This is a genomic window from Streptomyces noursei (genome assembly GCF_001646665.1).
GTDB classification, from domain to species: domain Bacteria; phylum Actinomycetota; class Actinomycetes; order Streptomycetales; family Streptomycetaceae; genus Streptomyces; species Streptomyces lavendulocolor.
Genome location: NZ_LWBU01000101.1, coordinates 123,568 through 143,313, shown reverse-complemented (window position 1 = coordinate 143,313; position 19,746 = coordinate 123,568). Strand labels below are relative to the sequence as shown.

At 68.4% G+C, this 19,746-nt stretch carries 21 protein-coding genes and 1 pseudogene; 6 read left to right on the top strand and 16 right to left on the bottom strand.

Annotated elements, in window-relative coordinates:
- Positions 1-19: 19 nt before the first annotated feature.
- The 3 genes from hemC (at position 20) to A4V12_RS10285 (ending at position 2,056) form a co-directional block, all read left to right on the top strand.
- On the top strand, positions 20-712 hold the full coding sequence (hemC, locus tag A4V12_RS10290) for a hydroxymethylbilane synthase (protein ID WP_350498008.1): 693 nt from the start codon (positions 20-22) through the stop codon (positions 710-712).
- Positions 702-953 carry a hypothetical protein gene (locus tag A4V12_RS39715; RefSeq protein ID WP_350498007.1) on the top strand — a complete coding sequence of 84 codons (252 nt, stop codon included), beginning with the start codon at positions 702-704 and terminating at the stop codon, positions 951-953. Before hemC ends, A4V12_RS39715 begins: the two co-directional genes overlap by 11 nt.
- A gap of 206 nt (positions 954-1,159) precedes the next feature.
- Positions 1,160-2,056 carry a DUF5655 domain-containing protein gene (locus A4V12_RS10285; RefSeq protein WP_064069023.1) on the top strand — a complete coding sequence of 299 codons (897 nt, stop codon included), beginning with the start codon at positions 1,160-1,162 and terminating at the stop codon, positions 2,054-2,056.
- A gap of 236 nt (positions 2,057-2,292) precedes the next feature.
- On the opposite strand, the gene A4V12_RS10280 is transcribed toward A4V12_RS10285, so the two are convergent.
- From A4V12_RS10280 to A4V12_RS34600, 3 genes are all read right to left on the bottom strand, one after another.
- Entirely contained in the window at positions 2,293-3,342 is a 1,050-nt protein-coding gene (locus A4V12_RS10280) for a hypothetical protein (protein ID WP_159028843.1), read from the bottom strand.
- Positions 3,343-3,639: 297 nt separating this feature from the next.
- Entirely contained in the window at positions 3,640-4,665 is a 1,026-nt protein-coding gene (locus A4V12_RS10275; RefSeq protein WP_064068953.1) for a hypothetical protein, read from the bottom strand.
- A gap of 264 nt (positions 4,666-4,929) precedes the next feature.
- Positions 4,930-5,454, bottom strand: coding sequence for an endonuclease domain-containing protein (locus A4V12_RS34600; RefSeq protein WP_159028842.1), 525 nt, complete (start codon positions 5,452-5,454; stop codon positions 4,930-4,932).
- 201 nt (positions 5,455-5,655) lie between these two features.
- On the opposite strand from A4V12_RS34600, the gene A4V12_RS34595 reads away from it, so the two are divergent.
- On the top strand, positions 5,656-6,342 hold the full coding sequence (locus A4V12_RS34595; RefSeq protein ID WP_079136950.1) for an endonuclease domain-containing protein: 687 nt from the start codon (positions 5,656-5,658) through the stop codon (positions 6,340-6,342).
- Between the two features lie 128 nt (positions 6,343-6,470).
- Here the strand turns inward: A4V12_RS34595 and A4V12_RS38505 are convergent, their stop codons facing one another.
- The gene (locus A4V12_RS38505; protein WP_064068951.1) at positions 6,471-7,007 is read right to left on the bottom strand and encodes a DUF317 domain-containing protein; all 537 of its coding nucleotides are present in this window, start codon (positions 7,005-7,007) and stop codon (positions 6,471-6,473) included.
- Positions 7,008-7,179: 172 nt separating this feature from the next.
- Here A4V12_RS38505 and A4V12_RS10260 point away from each other — a divergent pair, with 172 nt between their 5' ends.
- Both A4V12_RS10260 and A4V12_RS10255 read left to right on the top strand, forming a co-directional pair.
- Entirely contained in the window at positions 7,180-8,322 is a 1,143-nt protein-coding gene (locus A4V12_RS10260; protein WP_064068950.1) for a hypothetical protein, read from the top strand.
- Positions 8,323-8,489: 167 nt separating this feature from the next.
- Entirely contained in the window at positions 8,490-9,386 is an 897-nt protein-coding gene (locus A4V12_RS10255) for a Shedu anti-phage system protein SduA domain-containing protein (RefSeq protein WP_159028841.1), read from the top strand.
- Between the two features lie 106 nt (positions 9,387-9,492).
- On the opposite strand, the gene A4V12_RS10250 is transcribed toward A4V12_RS10255, so the two are convergent.
- The 12 genes and pseudogenes from A4V12_RS10250 to A4V12_RS10200 form a co-directional block, all read right to left on the bottom strand.
- On the bottom strand, positions 9,493-10,371 hold the full coding sequence (locus tag A4V12_RS10250; protein ID WP_234372129.1) for a hypothetical protein: 879 nt from the start codon (positions 10,369-10,371) through the stop codon (positions 9,493-9,495).
- Between the two features lie 66 nt (positions 10,372-10,437).
- Positions 10,438-10,557, bottom strand: a pseudogene (locus A4V12_RS39900) (DUF317 domain-containing protein); the annotation flags it as partial.
- 60 nt (positions 10,558-10,617) lie between these two features.
- Positions 10,618-11,739, bottom strand: coding sequence for a DnaB-like helicase N-terminal domain-containing protein (locus A4V12_RS10245; RefSeq protein WP_064068948.1), 1,122 nt, complete (start codon positions 11,737-11,739; stop codon positions 10,618-10,620).
- The gene (locus A4V12_RS10240; RefSeq protein ID WP_064068947.1) at positions 11,739-13,010 is read right to left on the bottom strand and encodes a DNA cytosine methyltransferase; all 1,272 of its coding nucleotides are present in this window, start codon (positions 13,008-13,010) and stop codon (positions 11,739-11,741) included. Before A4V12_RS10240 ends, A4V12_RS10245 begins: the two co-directional genes overlap by 1 nt.
- Positions 13,000-13,983, bottom strand: a complete 984-nt coding sequence (locus A4V12_RS10235; protein WP_079136947.1) for an alpha/beta fold hydrolase — start codon at positions 13,981-13,983, stop codon at positions 13,000-13,002. Before A4V12_RS10235 ends, A4V12_RS10240 begins: the two co-directional genes overlap by 11 nt.
- Positions 13,980-15,767 (bottom strand): type IV secretory system conjugative DNA transfer family protein, encoded by a 1,788-nt coding sequence (locus tag A4V12_RS10230; RefSeq protein ID WP_064068945.1) that lies wholly within the window; start codon positions 15,765-15,767, stop codon positions 13,980-13,982. The genes A4V12_RS10235 and A4V12_RS10230 overlap by 4 nt, the downstream gene beginning before the upstream one ends.
- Before the next feature lie 33 nt (positions 15,768-15,800).
- The gene (locus A4V12_RS10225; protein ID WP_064068944.1) at positions 15,801-16,574 is read right to left on the bottom strand and encodes a DUF317 domain-containing protein; all 774 of its coding nucleotides are present in this window, start codon (positions 16,572-16,574) and stop codon (positions 15,801-15,803) included.
- 2 nt (positions 16,575-16,576) lie between these two features.
- The gene (locus A4V12_RS10220; RefSeq protein WP_064068943.1) at positions 16,577-17,122 is read right to left on the bottom strand and encodes a hypothetical protein; all 546 of its coding nucleotides are present in this window, start codon (positions 17,120-17,122) and stop codon (positions 16,577-16,579) included.
- Between the two features lie 50 nt (positions 17,123-17,172).
- Positions 17,173-18,012, bottom strand: a complete 840-nt coding sequence (locus A4V12_RS10215) for a DUF317 domain-containing protein (protein ID WP_064069021.1) — start codon at positions 18,010-18,012, stop codon at positions 17,173-17,175.
- Positions 18,003-18,359, bottom strand: coding sequence for a hypothetical protein (locus A4V12_RS10210; protein ID WP_064068942.1), 357 nt, complete (start codon positions 18,357-18,359; stop codon positions 18,003-18,005). The genes A4V12_RS10215 and A4V12_RS10210 overlap by 10 nt, the downstream gene beginning before the upstream one ends.
- A 30-nt stretch (positions 18,360-18,389) precedes the next feature.
- Positions 18,390-19,193 (bottom strand): DUF317 domain-containing protein, encoded by an 804-nt coding sequence (locus A4V12_RS10205; RefSeq protein ID WP_064068941.1) that lies wholly within the window; start codon positions 19,191-19,193, stop codon positions 18,390-18,392.
- Positions 19,190-19,573, bottom strand: a complete 384-nt coding sequence (locus A4V12_RS10200) for a hypothetical protein (protein WP_064068940.1) — start codon at positions 19,571-19,573, stop codon at positions 19,190-19,192. Before A4V12_RS10200 ends, A4V12_RS10205 begins: the two co-directional genes overlap by 4 nt.
- Between the last annotated feature and the right edge of the window lie 173 nt (positions 19,574-19,746).

Below are 19,746 nucleotides of genomic sequence, written 5' to 3'. Positions count from 1 at the left end.
CAGCGAGGAGTTGACCTGAATGAGTGACCTAGTCCGAATCGGTTCCAGGGCGAGCAAGCTGGCGAAGGCGCAGGTCACCGAGTGGCTTACGTCCATCACGGCCCAGTTCCCTGGTGTGCGGTTCAAGCGGGAGGTCATCCTCGAAGGCGGTGATCAGGACCGCGTCACGCCCACCCTTGCCGAGGTCGCCAAGACGGCTGGCGGGTCGGCGTTCTCCACCAATCAGGAAGAGGCCCTGGTCGCTGGCCGGGTCGACGTGATCGTTCACTCCTTGAAAGACCTTCCCACCACCATCACCGACGGGACGACGCTGCTCATCACGCCCGGACCGCGTGAAGACGTACGGGACGTGCTGTGCGGCGCCACCCTTGAGAGCCTCCCCGAGGGCGCCCGCGTAGGCACGGGGGCCCCTCGGCGGGTGGCTCAGCTCCTTGCCTTTCGGCCGGACCTGGAGGTCGTGCCGATCCGCGGCAACGTTCCGGGGAGGTTGGCGCGGGCCAGCAAGGGCAGCCTTGACGCGGTCGTACTCGCGGCGGCGGGGTTGCGTCGGCTCGGCCTGATGCCTGAGGTACACCAGGTGCTCGACCCAGTCATCTTCCCGCCGTCCCCCCGGGCAAGGCGCTCTCGGCATCCAGGTCCGCACCGACTCGCCAGCCGCCCGGCTCCTGGAGGGAACCGGAGACCGCCAGGTCGATGCGTGCGTGCGCGCTGAGCGCGCGTTGCTGGCAGAACTTCATGGCGGGTGCTCGGTTCCGGTCGCAGCGTGGGGGAGGGTCGAGTCGGATGGCTTGCTGTACCTGTCGGCTGCCGTCACCTCCCTGGACGGGGCGACGCAGGTCAATGGGGCAGGGTCCGGGCCGCTGGACGACCCGGAGAAGCTCGGCGCCTGTATCGCCGCCGACCTGCTGGCTCAGGGCGCGGCCGGCATCCTGGCAGCCATCAGGAAGCCCTGAGCTCCCGGGCGATCTCCAGGGCGCCGGCTGACCCCTCCAGCTACGGGCGGCAGGAGGACCATCGCCTCACCTGGCCAGCAGCGCCTGGAGTGTATGGGTGCCGCCGAGCAGCCTGCGCTCACACTTTCTTCACGGCTTCGAAGGCGCTCGCGGAAACAATCCCGCACCTGCCCGACGTTGTCGATCTCCGAATCGAGGAGGGGAAGGTGTCGGGCCTGAAGTTGTTCCGCACGAACACGACTAATAGCGGCGTGACCGAGGTCACGCCGCGTCTTGCTGAGTTCGAGGCGGATGTGCAGGGCCTCGTCGAGGCGAACATGGAGAAGCTCTTGGGCGTCCGATTCCTGGCGAGCGAGTACGAAACGGGGCCGGTCCACGGGGGACGGATCGACTCGCTCGGGCTGGATGAGAATGGGGCGCCGGTCATCGTCGAGTACAAGCGTGGCGTTGACGCCGGCGTCATTAACCAGGGTTTGTTCTACCTCTCGTGGCTGATGGACCACCGGTCGGAGTTCGAGCACCTGGTCCGCGACCGGCTCGGGGTTACGGCCGCGTCCCAGGTGCTGTGGAGTGGACCGCGCCTGATCTGTATCGCCGGCGACTTCACGCGCTACGACGTTCACGCCGTACGCGAGCACCGGAGATCGATCGACCTGGTCCGCTACCGACTCTTCGGCAGCGACCTGCTCGGCCTCGAGACCGTGGCGTCCGTGAGCGGTGGGGCGCAGGTACTACGGCGGTCGCGTCGGCAGGCGGTCGCACGGGCCGCAGCCGATGTCCAGGGTGCCTCGATGGCCGAGCTGGCGAACGCGGTCGACGAGGCCCTGCTCGGGCTCGGGGACGGTGTGAACCGCGTCGAGCGCAAGACCTACCGGGCTTATCAGCGGCTGCGGAACTTCGCCTGTCTCTGTCCGCCGCAGCGGAGCAAGCTCCTGGTCTACCTGAAGGTCGACCCGAAGCACGTCGACCTCGTTCCCGGGTTCACCAGAGACGTGTCCGGGCTCGGCCACCACGGGACGGGGGATCTGGAGGTGCAGCTCCGCACGCTGAGGGACGTGGAGCGGGCTCAGGATCTGTTCCGGGCGAGCTACGTGGCGGCGTGATCGCGTGCCGGCTTCTCGGCGTTACGCGCCGCGTCGTGGCTGGTCTGGGGGCGTCGGGAGGTGCCTTTCGACGAGCGGGCAGGGCATGGCGGTGGGCTACTAATGGTGCGCGGGATCGCCGGTTTGGCTAACCGGCGATCCCGCGCTATGTTGCCCACCGTGCTGGGGGAGCGGGCCCCGGAACTCCTGGGAATGGCCTCCAATTCCGCCGGTGGGCAGATCCATGGGGGTGGCTATCAGCCCATGCAAGCCCTGGCGCGTGTGAGGTGCGTAGGGATGGGCTGATAAAGCTCGCGGCGCTCCTCATAGTCGCCCAGCTTGTCCTTGTAGAAGGAGGCTCTGTCCCCGCAACGGCGGGAGAAGCGGACTTGGAGTGCGCCTGGTTGCCCTGCGGTGCTACGGGCGTAGAAGCGGCAGCCCCAATAGGACTCAGGTGGCTGGCCGCAGGAGCAGTCCAGATGTGTGCCCACGATTGTCAGGCCGCATTCTGGGTCCGTCAGCAGATTCGTGAAGCCCTGGTGGTAGCACGGTGCGTCCGTCACGGGATCATTGATGTACTCGATGATCCATTCCGAGCCGCCGTCATCTGTGAGGTTGGTCCAGGCCGTGGTGCTCAGGGGAACGCCAATGGTTCGGAACAATGGTGCGCGGCGCAGCAAGCCGCTGGCGAGCCAGGCAGAGGGCTTCTTTCGGTAGTGGTGCCGGCTGAGGGTGGTTCGGGTGGTCGGTTGCCGGAAGGGTGCTTCGCGGCGATGCCATCGGTGAGGGTGGCTGTCGTGACAGAACCGCTTTCCATCACCTTCATTCTCATACCGTTGCAGGACCAAAGCGGTGGCCCAGTCCTGGGCGGGAATGCCCAAAATGGTGAGGGAGCCCGGTAGTCCCATCCGTCGGATGTGAATACCGTCGTTGTCCGTAGTGAAGCGGGCACCCGGAATGCCACGTACCTCACCGTGCTCGTCGAAGCAGGGGACGAGGGCGCGGACCAGTTCCTTGGCCATGGATTCCGAGTCGACGAGCTGGGAGACATCGTTCTCGAACGTCAAGGTGAGGCTGTCGGTTCGAGCATTGGCGGACCGGATGCCCCAGGGGTTGCGGGTTTCGACCATCGGCCAGGCGAGGCCCGACAGGACGTAGCATTCTAGGAGAGCTTGGCTGGCGTGCGCCTCGGGAATCAGTCGTGAGTCCGGGGGCAAGGACTTCACGCGCTTGAGCGCTTCGGTCCAGGTCACGCCAGTGGCCAGTTGCAGCTTTTCGGCGCGTCGTTCCAGACGGGTGCTCTTCACGAAAGGCTTTCCGCCGCGGCTGCCTGTCCCGACCCAGGATGCGCGGCTGTCTTCCGCGGTGCACAAACTGAACTGAACTGCGATGCCAGCCGAGTTGGCTCGTCTCAGTGCACCCCGTCGGGTGGGCACACCGCACGTCGGACCTCGCTAGGCCCATACGACGCACCCTACGGACATGGCATGCAGCGGGCCGAGTCTGCGGAACGGACACGCTGAAAGATTCACGCGGTCGGGCTACTGCTGCTCACGTCGTGGATTCCACGAATCCCGTGCGAGCAGCTGGCGGCTGCGCATTCTCTATGGCGCGCCCAAGCCGTACAGCCCCGCGATTACGCCCGGCGACAGGCTGCTCGTGAATCCCGTCTGGGGGACACGGCGGAGAATGGCCTGCCAAAGTTCGGGTGCAAGGCGGGAGGGAGGGCGCTCGATCGTGGCCCGGAAGTCAAGCACGGCCGTGTTGCCGACGTCGCCGAGGACGAACTGCTGGTCCCGGCCGTAGCTTTCGTCCGTGTCACCGCGGAACCTCTTGAGGAGGAGAGGCAGACCGCACACCGGGTCCACCAGGGCGGCGATGAAGTTGTGCGGCCCTGGTCCCTGCTCGTGCACATGCGACGAGCGCAACACCAGCCGCGCCACGTCGAAGGCGGCGCCTCGGTAGCCGTCGATCAGGAAGGTGTTGGCGACGGTGTGCAGGAGGCCAGCGCGTCGGAGCAGTCCGCTAGTCAACCAGGCCCCACGCTGTGTGACCTGGGTGTAGCGGTCGTTGTCGTCTTCCCATTGAGCGCGGTGCTCCCGCTCCACCTGAGTCCAGGACCGTGGCGAGGAACGCCAACACAACTGCATGCTGTCCGGGTCGATCCATTTGTCCAGGGTGCTGGCCTCGGCACTGCGCCAGAGTCTGGCTGGTAGCCCGAACAGCCGCAGCCGGGCGGACTCTCCCAGTACCTGCAGTTCGATCGCAGTCCGATCCCGGCGAGTGATGCGCAGGCCGGGCACACCCTGCACCTCTTCGTCTGAGGCGCATGACGGCAGCAGGTGGAAAAGAATCTCCGATGCCCGCTCCCTGCTCTCAACACCGAGGGCGATGCCGTTTGGTTCGGGGCGAACCACGGTGATCCCTAGGGGAAAGCGGGTGTAGACGTCGCGGAACTCCAGGAGCGCGAGGAGTACCCGGGCCTCAAGGCGCTGTTGAGCCGGCGAGGCGGCTTCTGGAATCGGTGACTCGCCCCCCTGCAATCCATCGATCGCCCGGCGGGCCTGTTGGACGCTCTCGCCCGTGTAGAGGCGCCGGAGAAGGGACAGGTCTTGGTGCAGTGCGCTCACGGGTCTCCTGCACGTCTCGGCCCAGGACGTACGGAAGCGAGATCCTGTGGGATGCGCGGAGATTCGTGATGCTGACCGGTTCACCCGAGCGTGGAGGAACAGGGCCGAATCGCCTCCGGGGAGCGGTGGTCAAGCCGCAGTTGCATCGTAGATCACGCGGAAGCCCCTTGGCAGTGACCCGGCCAGATTTCGGGCTCCCATCACCTGGAAGGGGGACCTGTTCTAGCCTTCGCACCCACCATCGTGCTGCCAGCCCCTGATCTTCTACCCGGCCACACTCTCGAGACCGTCGGCGAATTTCCTGTCCATGAGGAAGGCGTGCGAGGTCGGAAGGTACATGTTGTCCCGACCCGGGATCACCTGAGCCGCTGACTGCTGGGCCGGCGGAGCGGCGAGGTAGGTGTTGAACAGCGGGCTGTCGCGCATGTGCATCGGGAGACGCTCGTAGGCCGGCAGATACTCCATGTTGCACTTACGGCATAGCAGCCCTCGCACGCATTTGCCGCAAGACGAGCCGGGCCCGCAGCATGCGTGGTCGTGATCGATGTGCCAGTGGGACATCTTCGCGTGCGGAATTCCGAAGTCATCTTCTTCTTCGTTATCGCCGCACAGTGCACACGCGAAGTCCTGTGACCGCAGGATGGCGTTGTATCGGGCGATCGTCAGGCCGTACCGCCACATCCGGCGTTGCAGTTGTCGGCACTTGCGGCATACCCGCCCGCGTACTAAGGAGCAGACCCAGTCTTCACACAGCGGACACCACTGATCAGGGGCTATGCCGTCAAACACGCCGGCAAGCTAACAGAAGCGTGTGACAAGGAAGTTGGCGGCGGACAGGAGTGGAGCGAGTCGAGGAGCTGCAGGGGGAGGGGGCGGTTGCTGACGGCTGCGGCACCCGCTTCACGCTCTGTGAGTGACCGCGGACCCGATGTCAGTGGCGAATGGTGGGATGGATGTGCGCCAGTTGCCGCCGCTCCAGGAGTCGCCCGAATGAGTTCACGTGTTACGGTCCCGCCCCCTCGCGAGCCGAAGATGACACCAGAGCGAGCCCGCCATCTCGCTCTGGTCGCACGGATCGGACAAGAGCGGCGAGCAGCTGGGCTGCACCCTGACGAGGCCCGGTGCGGCAGGCCCTTGAGTGACGGGATCCGGCAGTGCCAGTCGTGGCCGCTGCCCGGCCTCGGCGGATGTGCCCGCCACCTCAACGATGAGGAATGGCAAGACACCATGGACTACCCGCACGCGTATCTCCGCGACGTCTTCGGTGGGTGCGTCCAGTTGACGGTAGAGCAGCAGATCGAACGTAGGCTTTGGGCCACCCAGCCACCTGCCTGCCACTCCTGGCCGTACCCGAGGGCGGTGCCGTTGCCCGACGAGGACCCCGTCGAACTGCTTGTTGCTTGGCAAGCGGGCCGTTGCGCCGCATGCGGGCACTCGTTTCACGCTGACCCAGTGGTCGACCATTGCCATGAGACCGGCCTCGTCCGCGGCATCCTTTGCTCTCAGTGCAACAACGCCGAGGGAATCGCGCCGCCGCGTCATCCCCGGTGGTTCAGATACCGGACGATGCCGCCGGCGCTGATCCTCGGATTGCACCTCCAGTACGGGAAGCCGGTGCGCCGTCGTCTCAGCCAAGCACTTGCCAAGGTGGAAGGCGCGGCAGTCCCGGGAGGATGACCGACCGGCCGCGTCGGGCGCGCCCTGCGCGTCGGGTGTGTTGGGCGTGTCCGCGGACCGTCACAGGCTCCGGCTAGCTGACTGTTGGTTGGGGATCTGCGGAAGGTTGGGTGGCGTGGGCGACGCCCTCAGCGAGGCTGGCCAGGAGCGGGGCGGGGGGCGTAGGGGGATGCATGGATAGCCCAGGTGGCACGGTTGATGTCGGGGCCGGCCCACACGGTCCAGGTCGCCAGGCTGCTGTTCGCGTTTTGGGCGGCGAAGGCGTCGAAATGGACGCCGGCGTCCCCGGTCAGGCTCGTCCAGCGGATCCAACGTCCGTCGACCGTGTGCTCCCAACCGGCGTCGGTATGGCGCCTGGTGGCCGCAGCGACGGTCTTCTCTTCGACCTGACCGCCGACGGCTGTGTCCCAGCCATCACCCTCGGCGAGGTGATGCAGCAGAGTCTGGAGCACAGGCGCCGGGGTGGCGCCGGTCGCGGTGAGGTGCCACATGCGGTCGGAGACGGGTGTCTCGTATGCGGCTACGGTCCAGGCGGTCTCGCGGGGGTAGGCTTCGTGGACGCACTCGATGCGCAGGGTCTGGGACTCGTGGATCGCGTGGGTCGTCTCGTCGGACCAGGTCCGTTCCCTGTCAAGTTCTGCGTGTTGAGACTGAATGGTCGGCATGTTGCTCTTCGCTGCTGCGCGGCCGGGCTCACGTGCTCCTCTCCTGCGGGGGACGATGGCCCGCGGTCCGGATGGCTGAAGGGCCCTGTGGCGGCGGGGCTGCTCCCGCAGCCAGCGGGCGGTTGACGTGGACCATCCCCGCGGCCGAACTGCATCGCCATACGCTTCTCCTATGAAGCCGAGCGACTTCTTCATCCAGATACCGGACGACAACTGGAACATGCACGACGAGTTCGACTCGAAGCTCGCCCAGCAGTTGCGTCAGGGTGACCTGCAGGATCACAGCGACCTGGAGGCGGGGTACGCGCTCGCGCGGCTCATGAAGTCGGAGCTGACGGCCTACGGCACTGACCAGAGTCAGAAGAAGCTCACAGACGAAGACAGTGCACTGGCCATCCGCGCGCTCAAGGCCGTCTTGCGTCGCCTTGATGTCCCCTTCGATCCGCCGTTCAACGACTTCGACGGGTGGCACGGATACTGGAGCGCTCAAGGCATGACACATGGTGGCTCTTGGGCGCTGCGTCGCGGGTACATCAATGAGCTCTTCACTCCGGTGCTCGCCAAGTTGGAGGAGTTGGAGGACTTAGCGTCGGACACCCTGGGCTTCCGGGGAGTGGACGGCGAGATGAAGAACATCATCTTCGCGTCCACCAGCTACAAGCCTGAGATCATCCTTCGCGATGCCATCAGCAACACCATCGAGGTCGTGGCCAACGCCGATACCTGCCTCGTCTACAACCGCGCGCTTACTCGCGCTGGCCTAACGTGGGGTGAGCTGACCTCCTGGTGGCGGCAGGAGCAAAATCTCGACTCAGCGACGGACGTCGAGGTACAGCAACACCTCTTCCGTAGGTTGTTGGCTTCCCTGGGGAGCCCGCCGGAAGAGTTGCTATTCCGTACCTACTGCGAGCGCTACGTCAAGGAAGACGGCGGGAATCTGCCCGCACTCCTCCCGCAGGTGTACCTGCACTACGACCCGCTCACCCGCCAGCAGCGCCGAGCGCTCAACAAGCCGGCCCGTCTCAACCGTGAACGCATGGACTTTCTGCTCATGCTGCCGAGCGGTGCACGCGTCGTCCTGGAGGTGGACGGAGTCCAGCACTACTCAGTCGGCTCCGGTGACGATAGAAAGCCCTCGCCCCAGCTGTACGGCGAGATGACGGCGGAGGACCGGGCCTTGCGACTGCGCGGTTACGAGGTCTTCAGGTTCGGAGGCCATGAACTCATGGGCGATAGCGCGCCAGACATGTTGCGCGAGTTCTTTACCGCGCTCGACGAGCGGTTCGGCTCAACGCAGTCAGCCCGCCCGCGGTAGCCGTTGGTTCGAGCTGAGCGAGGACGCGGGGCCGATGCACGGTAGGTCGACGGTATCCACGGCGCCTACGGGCCGACGTGTCACGCGAAGGCCAGACGGTTCACCAACCCGCCCTGGTAGCAGCCGTTTTCCGCCCTCGACCCTCCATCTCCATCCATACTGCTGCGGTGCACACCTTCCGCCACGCAGACACCGACACGAGTCCAGATCGTCCCCAAGCGACCACGTGGGAGGAGTACCGGTCTTCATTGCTGCCCCAGTGGAGGAGCCTTCTTGATTCCTCGCCCAGTGAGCGGGAGATGCAAGAGTTCTTGGAGCTGCACCCCTGCTTCCTCCCTGGTGCAACGGACAACATCGGCCCGGGAGGTCATCACGGGCCCTCGTTCTCCGCCGTGATTCGACAGCCTCCTCTGAAAGGTCTTGGTCCAACGCGCGTCCCAGACTTCATGTGGGTCCGGCGGGACACAGGAGCCATCCGGCCGATCTGCATCGAAATCGAGAGCCCTCGGAAGACGTGGTTCAACAAGGGGTCGAGGACACCGACCGCCGAATTGACGCAGGCGATCGACCAACTCACGGAGTGGAAGGTCTGGTTCTCGTCTCCAGAGAACCAGCTCATTTTTGCGAAGACATACGCCCCCAGGTACTCGCACCGCCCGGTTGAGCCTCAGTTCGTCCTCGTCTACGGGCGAGACTCGGAGTTCCGTGCAGCGACGTCACCTCACGACAATCCCGACTACATGAGGCAGAAGCGCGACCACATGCCTCGGGATCGCGAGCACTACTACACCTACGACCAGTTGGCTCCAGAGCGAGAAGCAGCGGACTACGCCACCCTCACGTACCAAGTGGACGCATGGAGCTTGCACTCCGTACCGCCAACCTTCTCAACGGGCTACCACATCACGGACATGGGCGAGGCCATCAGTGATCCGTCAGAAGGGCTATCCCGAGCAAACCTCATGAGCCCGGAGCGAAGGGCGTACATCGTCGAGCGCTGGGAGTACTGGCGCAAAATTGCTTTCTCAAGGCATGACTACTTCATCACCGTTGGTCGCGAGTAGCCGCGATCACCGACCCCATGCCGCTACCGAAAGCCGTGCCCTTCTAAGGGACATGGCCGACGCCAGATTGGCGCTCCAGTTCTAGCCTGTGGGAAGGCGCGCACCCTCAGCTACCCGAAGGCGAGGGCTGCTCACTGGTCACTCGAACGATCTTGAATATCGCCATGCTCACAAAGATCGGCGAGGCGCTGTCGCCGATGGGGTGGTCGTCGATCGTGCCCGAGTAGACGGCGAGGTTCTTGACCTTCAGCTCGTTCAGAAGCTCGGTGATCCCACGCTGAGCATCTCGCACTGCTGCGCGGGACCTTGCTTCCACGTCGCCGGAGATCTCAAGCCAGTCCGTGAACGTTTGGACAACGCCGTCTATTAGGTCCTCTTCCTCCTCGGTGCAACCATCCGGCTCGACCGCTGGCAACCAAGCAAGGGAGACGGAGAGGATTGGCCAGAGATCTCGGCCCGTCTGCATGTGGCTGAGCTGTACGAACTGAGGCTTCTCCGGAGGCTTCGGCTTGGGCTCGGCCGCCGAGATGACGTCGATGATCCTGTCGACCAGCTCCCGCTTGAGCTTGCTGATCTCATCGGCGAGCGTCTTGAGCCCCCACACCTCGATGATGACATCGGGGTGCAACGGGCGAAGCTCGTTGTCGATGAACTGGTCGACCTCGCCCGGCAGCGTGTCGTTAGTGAGGAAGCGCCACACCCTCACGTTCTGATGCTCCTGGAGGCAGCCCTCCAAGTCACCGCGAATCTTCGCCTTGGTCTTGTCGATCCGCTCACCGCGCGTGGCGTGCGCTGCGAAGAACACTCGGGCCTTCGCGCAGTAGCCATCGTTCTTAGTGTCGCCCTTCGGCCCGGCCGCCCGCACTGGCTGGTAGTCACCGGGGTACAGCGCCAATCCGAGGCGATCCATGCAGTCCTGGAAGGCGTTGCCCTCCAGGCGAAGAAGCTGACCTTCAACGAGCTTCCGAAGCGAGTTGTGATCCACGGCAGCTATTACCCCACAGCCCCTACGTGGTGCGCAGCTGGGTTGCCGGGACCAAGGGGGCGGGGTCTGGCCGTGGAGATAGACGCTCTTGCCGCTGCCGAGGTAGGTGCCGACCGCGACGGTGGTGTGGCCGTCCTCGGCGTGGGCGTGGATGAGGAGCTGGCCATGGCGGATGTCGTCACGGAGTGGGGCTCCTTATGCCGGTCGCCGAGTCAACAGAGGACCCGACGACCGGCGGGCGGGGGTTCAGCGCGAATTGCGTGCGGCGGGCGGAGTGGTGGTCCGCGGCGGGCCGGCCCGGGGCACGCCAGTGGACCTGACGCGCCCGGGCTGGTCGGTCGGCGTCGGTGAGGGGGAGGTGGCGTGCTGCCATCGGGTCCGTACGGCTGATAGGTCCGCGAGCGCGCGACGGCTGCCGACGACGAGCTGGTACGGCGTGGTGGCCGGGTCCTGAGTGAACGCCTCGATGCCCCGGCCGGTGTGGTGAGCGGTGGCCAGGACGGCGCGCTGCAGGACGCGCTCGCCCCAGTGTTCTGGGGAACCGACCGGCCCGGCCAGCAGGTCCAGCAGCTCACGTGGGTCGGCGCCGGTGCCCAGGAGGCCGCGGTGCTGCGCTTCCCAGAGGACGGTCACGGGGTCGACGGGCGTGCTGCGGCGGAGGAGGGTGGTCAGGCACTGCCACAGCCCGCCGTGCACGGGCTGCGTGAAGTCGCCGGGGGTCAGCCAGCGCATCTGCTCGATGCCGCTGGGGTACGCGGTCGCGGTCGCGAGGAGCAGTCGCTCCTCGTCGGCCGCTTCCTCGTCGTGGGGTGTGGTCGGCACGGGTACCGGCGTGCGGGGCAGGGAGCCGGCGTGTGGTGGGAACCGGGCGGCGGCGTCATCCACCACGGTGGCGAGGACGTCGGCCGCATCGAGGGTGGTGGCGACGCGCTGCGGGAGCGAGGCGTCGCGGGCGGTGTGCATGAGCCGCTGGGCGGCGGTGGCCAGCTGGCGTCGGCAGTGATCTGCCTCGATCATGCGGGCGTACGCGGGCGCGTGCCGGGGCCATGGGCAGACCTGGATCATGGTGTGGAGGTAGGGGGCGTTCAGGCCGCGTGCGTGCTCCCGGGCGGCGGTGAGTACGGCGTCGAGCCACTGCGTGCTTTTGGCGTGCTCGGCCGGGTCGGGGGCTGGCAGGGAGCGGATCGCGGCGAACAGGGCGGCGTGAGCGGCGGTGGAGAACGACTCCGGGCCGATGCCCGCCAAGTCGCGCAGGCGCCGCGGTTCGAGCAGGAGAGCGCCGAGGAGGGCCTGCTCGACGTGGAACACCGCCTGCGGCGGCGGGATCGCCTCGAGGCCGTCCTCGTCGGGACCGGGTATGTGCGGCATCAGGCGGCCAGGGCGAAGTCGTCGGGGTTGAGGGGCACGTTCAGGTGCGGGGCCAGGAGGTGGGCCGCGAGCAGCGGGGGCACGGCGTTGCCGATCTGCGAGAACTGCTGGCCCTTGTTGCCGGCCCAGGGGTAATCGGCCGGGAAGGTCTGCAGGATGCCGGCCTCACGCGCGGTGATCCGGATCGGGTCCGGGACGGGCGCCACCTCCGTGTCCGCCTCCAGCCCGGCGGAAGGCTCGGCGACCCAGGTGCACTCATTGGCGCGGTGACCGAAGAACAGCGTCCCGGCCGGCTCGGACAGGGCCCGGACGGTGGCGTTGGCCTGGTTGTTGCTGCGCAGTGACCATGACCAGCGGCGCGCCTCGGCGGTGAAGGTCGGCGCCGGAGCGGTCGCGGAGCGGTTCTCGCGGGTTCCGTGCCGGGCCGCCCATCCCGCGCCTTCGCGGCGGGACTGCAGGACGACCCCGTCCGGCCGCGGCGTCCAGGTGCCGCGTTCCCGGGCGTCGGACAGTGTCTTACGGGAGCCGGAAGGGAAGGGTTCGGGGCCGCCGCCGGGCCCGCCGCCGGCGCACACGGTGGGCACGGGCCGGTCGGTGGCGCCCCACCCCAGTGCCTCGGCCATGCTGACCCAGCGGACGCGGCCCGGGCCGAACAGCGAGTCGGGTTCGCCGAGTCGGGCATGCGTCGGAGCGGGGGGTTGAGCCGTACGGACCCGGGAGGCGAGCAGGATCGCCCGCCTCCTGGTCTGCGGTACGCCGTAGTCGGCGGCGTTGAGGATGCCCGTCCAGACGGAGAATCCCCAGCCGCGGAGCACGGCCGCGTACTGCCTCCACAGGGGCAGGACGTCGGGTACTTCCTCCATGGCAACCCACTCCGGCTCGCCGACCATGTTCAGGGCGTGGAGGTAGCGCATGGGCTCGGCCGCGAGCAGGGAGCGTTCGTCGCGGCAGGCGGCGAGGAGGCGTTCGCGGGTGTCGCGTCCGGCGGCGAGGTTCTCGACGGCCTCGTGTACGAGCGGCTGGTCAACCAGGCCGAGGCGTTTGCCGGCCATGCTCCACGCCTGGCACGGAGGAGACGCGATCAGCCCGCGTGTCCGGCCGACCCAGGGCCACGTCGGATACATCGCAACATCGGTCCGGACGGTCAACTGCCCGGCCGCTGCTCGGGTCTTACAGGCCCACTCGTCCCATTCCAGGCCGATATCCCGCGCACCGAGCACTGCCAGGGCCCGGCTCCAGCCACCCGGTCCCGCGAAGAGATCAAGTATCAAGTGGCCAGCCCGAAGTCGTCCTGCGTCGGCGCGTCCGCGTCTCCGCGGCACGACCAGTACAAGGTTGAGCGGAGGCATGGGGTGGTGTGGCTCCGGGAGATCGGTCAGAGAGAAACGGTGGGGAGGCGCAGCGGGAGATTCGGTCGGTGACCAGCTGTGCGTGGCGTAGGGGCAGTGCGTGGGTGGCGTCCGGGACGGTTTCCAGATGGGCGCTGGGCAGACAAGTGGCAAGACGAGCGGTCTGCTCGGGCGGGATGTGGGCGTCGAGGCTTCCGGCCACAAGGTGGACCCGCGCGCCGAGCTGCTGCAGCGGATGGGGGTCGGGCTGCTGGTCGGCGAGGTCGTGCCACAGGGCGGCGATGTCGCCGGTCACCGTGGCGTGCAGGCCCTGCCGGCACGGCAACGGCGGCCCATCGGACGCGGGCCGTGCGTGTGAGTGCAGCGCCCACCGGTTGGTGGTGGGAAGGTGCCGCCGGACCATATCGAGCAGGTACGGCGCGTGCGTGCACGCTGACGCGAGAAGGTTGCGGCCCAGCGTGAGGATGGACTGGGCCGGGCCGGTGCCCGTGCGGGTGCTGATACCGGCGTACGGGGGCGAGATCAGCACCAGCCCGCGGATGCGGGGCGCGAGGTGGGGGTGGCGCGCGACCAGGCGCATGAGCGTCATCGCTCCCATGGAGTGGCCGGCGAGCACGAGCGGGCCGCGTGGCGCTGTCATTTCAAGAACCTGGGCGAGGTCGTCGGCCAGTTGGTTGAGGCTCAGGGCGGCGGTGCCGCGGGTTGAGTAGCCGTGCGCGCGCTGGTCGTAGCGCACGACGCGCATCCCCTCGCGCAGCAGGAGTGGTACGTGCGAGCGCCACAGGGCAGCGGTGACCGAGAGCCCGTGCACGAGGACTGCCGTCACGGGTGCTTGGGCGGGACCGTCGACGTAGGTGGCGAGCCGGGCACCATCGGGGAGTCGTATCGATCTCATGCTGCCGTCCCGAAGTCGGTCTGCCTCGGTGTGTGCTTGGCGACCGCCCGCTTAGTGATGCCGTCGGAGGCCCGCTTGGAGGCGGCGGCCAGTTCGTCGGCGCCGGGCTCCAAGTACCACGGGCGAAGGTCGAGCATCGCGGCGCGCATGCCGGTGGCGAAGCACAGCGCGGTGCCCTTGGGCAGGGCGCGGATCGCGTCGGCCGGCAGGATCCGCTCCTGTCGCATCGACACGGAGGTCGACTTGCCGGACTCGGAATGTGAGGTGGACGTCGTCTCGACGTCGTGGTCGCCGATCAGCCGGGACAGCTTGTCGGCGAAGTCGGGGTCGTCGATGCCGGAGCCGATCACCTTGACGGTGGACGCGGACCACATGGCGTCCATGCCCGCGTCCCCCCAGACCTTCTGGCCCTGGCGGTAGGACTGCAGGATCGTGATAGGGATGATCCCGCGGGAGCCGAGGTGCGAGTACAAGTCCGGAAGGTCCGAAATTTTGCACACGTTGGCGGCCTCGTCGAGGATCGCGAGCATCGGCGGGTCGAGCCGCCCGCCGGCGCGCTCGGCCTGCGCGGTCGCGGCGCGCATCACCGAGTCCGCGCACGCGGCGATCAGCGCGCTGGCGCCGCCTCCGCCGTCCTTGCTCAACAGGAAGAGCGTGTCGGTGGACGTGACGAACTCGGCCGGACGGAACTCGCGCACGTCCTTCTGCGGGGTGACCCAGGCGGCGATCTCGCTGTTCAGCAGCGCGGCGGCATACTGGCGGGCGGTCTCGTAGATGCCATCGCGCGTCTCCGGCGGTCCCTCGACCGTCCCCTTGAGCTGGGCGGCGACGGCGGCGAAGTCGTGGTCACGGAGGATGTCGAGTGGAGTGCGGTCGGCGGGGAAGGCCAGCCACTGCATGACGTCGGTGATCGGCCGCTCGTCGAGGGCCGCGGCCAGGAACAACTGGGACAGGATGTTAGATCCGGCCTTGGACCAGAAGTCACCCTGCTGGCTCGCGTCCACCGAGGCGGCGAGGAAGTGGCCGGCCAACCGCCCGGCGCCGTCCAGGGTTTTGGCGTCCGCCAACGGGTTCCACCACATCTCGCGTGCTGCGTGCGCGATCTGCTGCGGATCCATCGACCACACCCGACCGACGCGTGCGCGGGCGTCGTAGGTGGCGGTGAACGCATCACCCGCAGCCTTGTTCGAGGTCAGCAGAACCGGGCCGGGCGCGGCGAGTACGGAGGGGATCGCGAGCGAGGTGGTCTTACCCGAGCGCGGCGCCATGATGGCGACGGCCACATCCTCATAGCCCATGCGCACCTCGTGCTTGGTGCCCTGCAGGTTGCCGAGCAAGATGCCGGTGTCGCGGGCCTCGATGTGCTTGGTGTCCTTCAGGCTCGGGCGCAGCGAGCGGGCCTTGGCGGTGATCGCCTTGGCCATCAGCGGCTCGATGTCCCGGGCCTTGGCCATGCCGCTGATCTTCTTCCGGCCGCCGCCGCGGCTCTTGTGCCGCGCCCACAGGACGCCGGTCACGGCGCCGAGCGCGAGCAGGGCTGCGATCGGGACGATCCGAGCGCCGATGAGCAGGGACGTTTCTCCGACCTGGGGCCAGAGCTGGTCAGGGTGGAGCAGGGCGGCGGTCGGCTGGTAGGGCGCCCAGTGGTCGGCGGTCAGCCATGCGGTGATGTTGCCGGACAGCCAGGCGAGATGGGACAGCGGGACGACGACGCCGAGCACGCCGAGGAGGAGGCGCAGGACGAGGTCGTACCCGTCGGAGGAAGGGTTGGAGGAGGGTGGCAAAGGGCTACGTGCTTCCGGGCGGGGACGAAGGGGTTAGCGGCTGCGGGTGTTCTTGGCCGGTGACCGTCGAAGGGGGCTCGGACTCGCCGGCGTGCTGGCGCGGCGCGCGGCGAGGGCGTGGACGCGTTCTTCCAGGGCGGAGGCGACGTGCGCGGCGGGGACTTCCCGCCGCGTGACGGTGATGAGATCCGGGCCCCGAGTGGGGAGGTTGATGACGGAGGCCGTACGCAGCACCGGGCTGGGGTCGGTCAGTGCTGCGGTGAACGCGGTGATCAGGTGGGGCGGCGTGTGCTCGCCGAATCGGGCCTGCCACAGAGGAGGGCCGGTGCGATCGAGGGCGGCTCCGACCCACCAGCAGCCGGTGGTCTCGTTGACCTCGACGCGGATCGTGCCGTCGGCCGAGGCGAGACGGTTGTGGCTGTAGGCCGGTGACCAGCCGGATTTCTGGAGCGGTTCCAGCGGGTCCCAGTCGTCAGCAGGATCGACGGCGGGACTGGTGAGGGTGTCGGTGAAAGCGGCGATGAGTTCGACCGGGGTGCGGGCACCGAAGCTCGCGTACCAGGCGGGCCGGTCGGGCTGGTGGGCGTGGTGGAGCGTCCACCACTGGCCGTCCGGGTCGGGCTCGAGCCGGAGGAGGGCCCTCTGGTCGGGGCTGGAGAGGATGACGCGCGGCATCAGGGGGTCGTGGCCGTAGCTCCAGCCGCAGGCCCGATGGAGAGGGACGGTGACCCAGGAGGGATCTCCGCCTCCGGCCAGGTGCCGAGGGGCGACGAAGTCGACATCGACGATCTCGGGGGACTTCGGCATGGTCACCTCCGCACCGTGCTGGCCCGGCCGGACGCGGGGACCGTGGTCGCGGTCGGTGGCGGGGCCAGGGTCGAGGGGGCGTGGCGGGCAGCTGTGTTGATGTCGAGGACGGCCTGGCCGCGGGAGGCCCAGTCGTCGAGGTAGCTCCAGGCTTCGGCGTGGTACTCGGCGAGGGCGTCGTCGTACGCCGGGATTCCGGGGCAGGCGGCAGCGAGGCTGTCGCGCGTCTGCCGCCATTCCTCATGCAGTACATCCAGGCGGCCGAGCGCATTCTGCAGGACGCCCAGCTGCCATACCCAGCGGCTCTGTACCGCGTGGGAGGGGAGTTGGGCGAGCTGCGTCTCGGCGGTGGCCAGCAGGTGGCGGGCGCCAGCGTGGACGGTTTCGAATGCGGCGGCGGTGTCGGCGTCGCGCTGGCTCTGGCGGAGTCCGTAGGCGTGGTCGTCGTACGGCCAGCCGTCGAGGCCGGTGTGCTCGTCGGAGTACGCGTCCCAGGCGTCGAGGATCTTCTTGCTGTCGCGGATGAAGGCGTCGAGGTGACGCAGCATCTCGCGGTGTGCGGCGGGATCGAGGGAAATTGTGGGGTGTCCTATCGGGATCAGCGGCGGGCGGTGGAACGGGTGGTGCTTTCCTTCGCCGGGAGCGTCATGGCCTCTGGCCGGCGGCGCGCGCCGCGGGCCTGCCTGCGGATGCCGGCGAGTCGGGCGGCGTGGGCCTCGACGACCTGCTCCGGGGTGAGCGGGCTCGGCTTCTGAACGGCGCCGTGGGCGGTGCGGTCGTACATGCCGCGCTGGAGCGGGGCGCGGTCAGCGAGCGTGGTGATGAAGGCGGTCACGAGGTGCTCCGGTGTGTTGCCGTCGAACCAGGCGTGCCAGATCCGGGGGCTCGCAGCGAAGGGTCGGGGGTGGTCCCGGACGTCGATGTGCCAGGACGTACGGTCTGGTTCGCGCCACGGCACGGTGCCGTCGCCCTTCTTGGGCCGGCGCTCCACCCTGCATCCCGGTGGATCGGAGACGGCGGCCCCGCGGCCGTCGATGAGCCAGCCGGCAGCTTCCAGCGCTGGCAGGGGGTTGGCCGGCTCGGCGGGTGCAGGTGCGACGAGGGCGTCGGTGAGGGCGGCGAGGACCTCGGCGGGGACGAGTTCGCCGAACTCGGCGTACCAGCCCGGTTCGCTGCCGGTGGGCTCGGCCCGCAGCCGCCACCACGCGGAGGTGGCGGACTGCGGGTCGAAATGCAGGCTGTGCCGCTGATCGGGGCTGCGCAGGACGATCTCGGCGCTGAGCGGGTCGGCGGTGGGTCTCCATCCGGCGGCGGCCAGGCCGTGGGTGACGTGGCGGGCGTCTCCGGGGCCGGCGAGGTGGCGGGGGCTGGTGTCGAACGGGATCCGCCAGGCGTGCTTGTCGGCGAAGGCGGCGAGCTGCCGTTCGCTCAGCGGCACGAGCCGCACTCCGGCTCGGTGGCGACGGCGCTGCCGTACAGGCCCCGGAGGCCGTCCAGGACGTAGTGGAGGGTGTGCTGGTCTGCCTGCTCCCATGCGGCGGTGCGCAGGTCCGTGATCAGGAAGCCGACTTCTGGGGTGCGCGGGGTGTCCGGGTGGTCCTGCACGGCGCGGGCGAGGGCGCGCAAGGTGTCGGCGAGCTGGACGGGCAGGCCCGTGTACTCGTCGAGCAGAGGCGCGACGAGGGCGAGCGCCTCTTCGGGGTCGGGGCTCTCACGCAGGTAGTCGGCAAGAAGGGAAAGGGTCTCGGTCGCCGTGCGGACCGTGTCCGGGGTGAGTGCGGGCATCAAGCTCCTCGGTTCGTGGGGTGAGGGTGATCAGCGGTAGGTGCGGGCGCCACCAGCGTTGGCGTGGGGGCGGGCCGCGGTGCGGGGCCGGCTACTGCGGGCGGCGTTGCGAGCCCAGGTGGCGGCGCGGGCGGCGGTGATCCGGGCCTGCTGCCAGGCGCTGAGCTGGGAGGGCAGGACGGACACGGACGTGGTGCGGATCTGGGCGCTGTGTGGAACCCGTCCGAGCGGGCGCATCACGGGTTCGGGGCTGGCGAGCGCGGTCGAGAAGGCTTCCACCAGGTGCATCGGGGTGCTGGGGGCGAACTGGGCTGTCCAGCCGTTGCCTTGCTTGTCCTTCGCCCCGGACCACCACATCGCCTCGCCGTCAGGGCCCTGGTGGAACTGCATCCAGGCGCTGCCGTCGGGGCTGGTCGCGGTCACGTGCTCGGCGTTGGGCGGACGGTCCCACCCCTGCTCGCGCAAAGGTGCCCACACGTTGGGGGCGTGCGCGGAGCGGGGGCGGGTGAGGGCGTCGGTGAGACCGGCGACGATCTCCACCGGCGTTTGCCGCCCGAGGACTGCCCACCACTGCTCTTGATGTCCGCTCGCGGCACCGTGGATGGTCCACCCGCCGGGCAGTACGAAGGGGTCGTAGGTGATACGGACCGCGCGGTCCGGGCTTTCCATGGCAAGGGGACCGCCCGCCTTGGACTTGTCCCGCCAACCCGAAGCGCGCAGGAACTCGGAGACGTGCCGGAGGTCACCGCCGCCGGCGAGGGCGCGGGGCTCGACAAGGTAGTGCTGCTGCGCCTGCTCGCCGACCCCCCAGCCCTGCCACTGCTTCCTCTTCACCGGCGCCGCCGTACGACGAGTGGAGCAGGGGCCGGCGGCTTCGCCGGTGCGGTCTCAGGTCGGTTGCCGGCGTGCTGGAGGATCTCTCGGTGCTCGTCCAGGTCCCCGCCGATGGCGTCGAGCTCGTTCGTGGCCCGCCCCAGGGCGAGCCACACCTCAGCGGGCAGGGCGCCGCGCTCGGCCTGGACCTTGGCGAACATGCTGCTGACGGAGACGAGGTGGGTGACGCCGGCGAGGACGCCGTCCGCAGGGTCGACAACGCGTGCGATGACCTGCGTTGCTTCATGCGGGGGGAGTATCGCGAGGTGGTCGCCGAGCTGGCCGAGCTGGCGGGCGATCTCGTCGGCCAGCCGCACCGGGTACGGGTGGGAGTGGGGCATGCTCCTCCAGGACGGGGGTCGGTATCAGTGGTGGTGGCGGTGGCCGATCCGCCGGGCTTCGCCGAGGACGGCTCCGGGGCGGGCAGGTGCCGGCGGGGAGGGGCGGTGGGGGCTGGTGGTGATGCAGGCGCGTAGGTAGCGGCGGAACAGGGCGGTGGCGAGGCGGGGTGTGA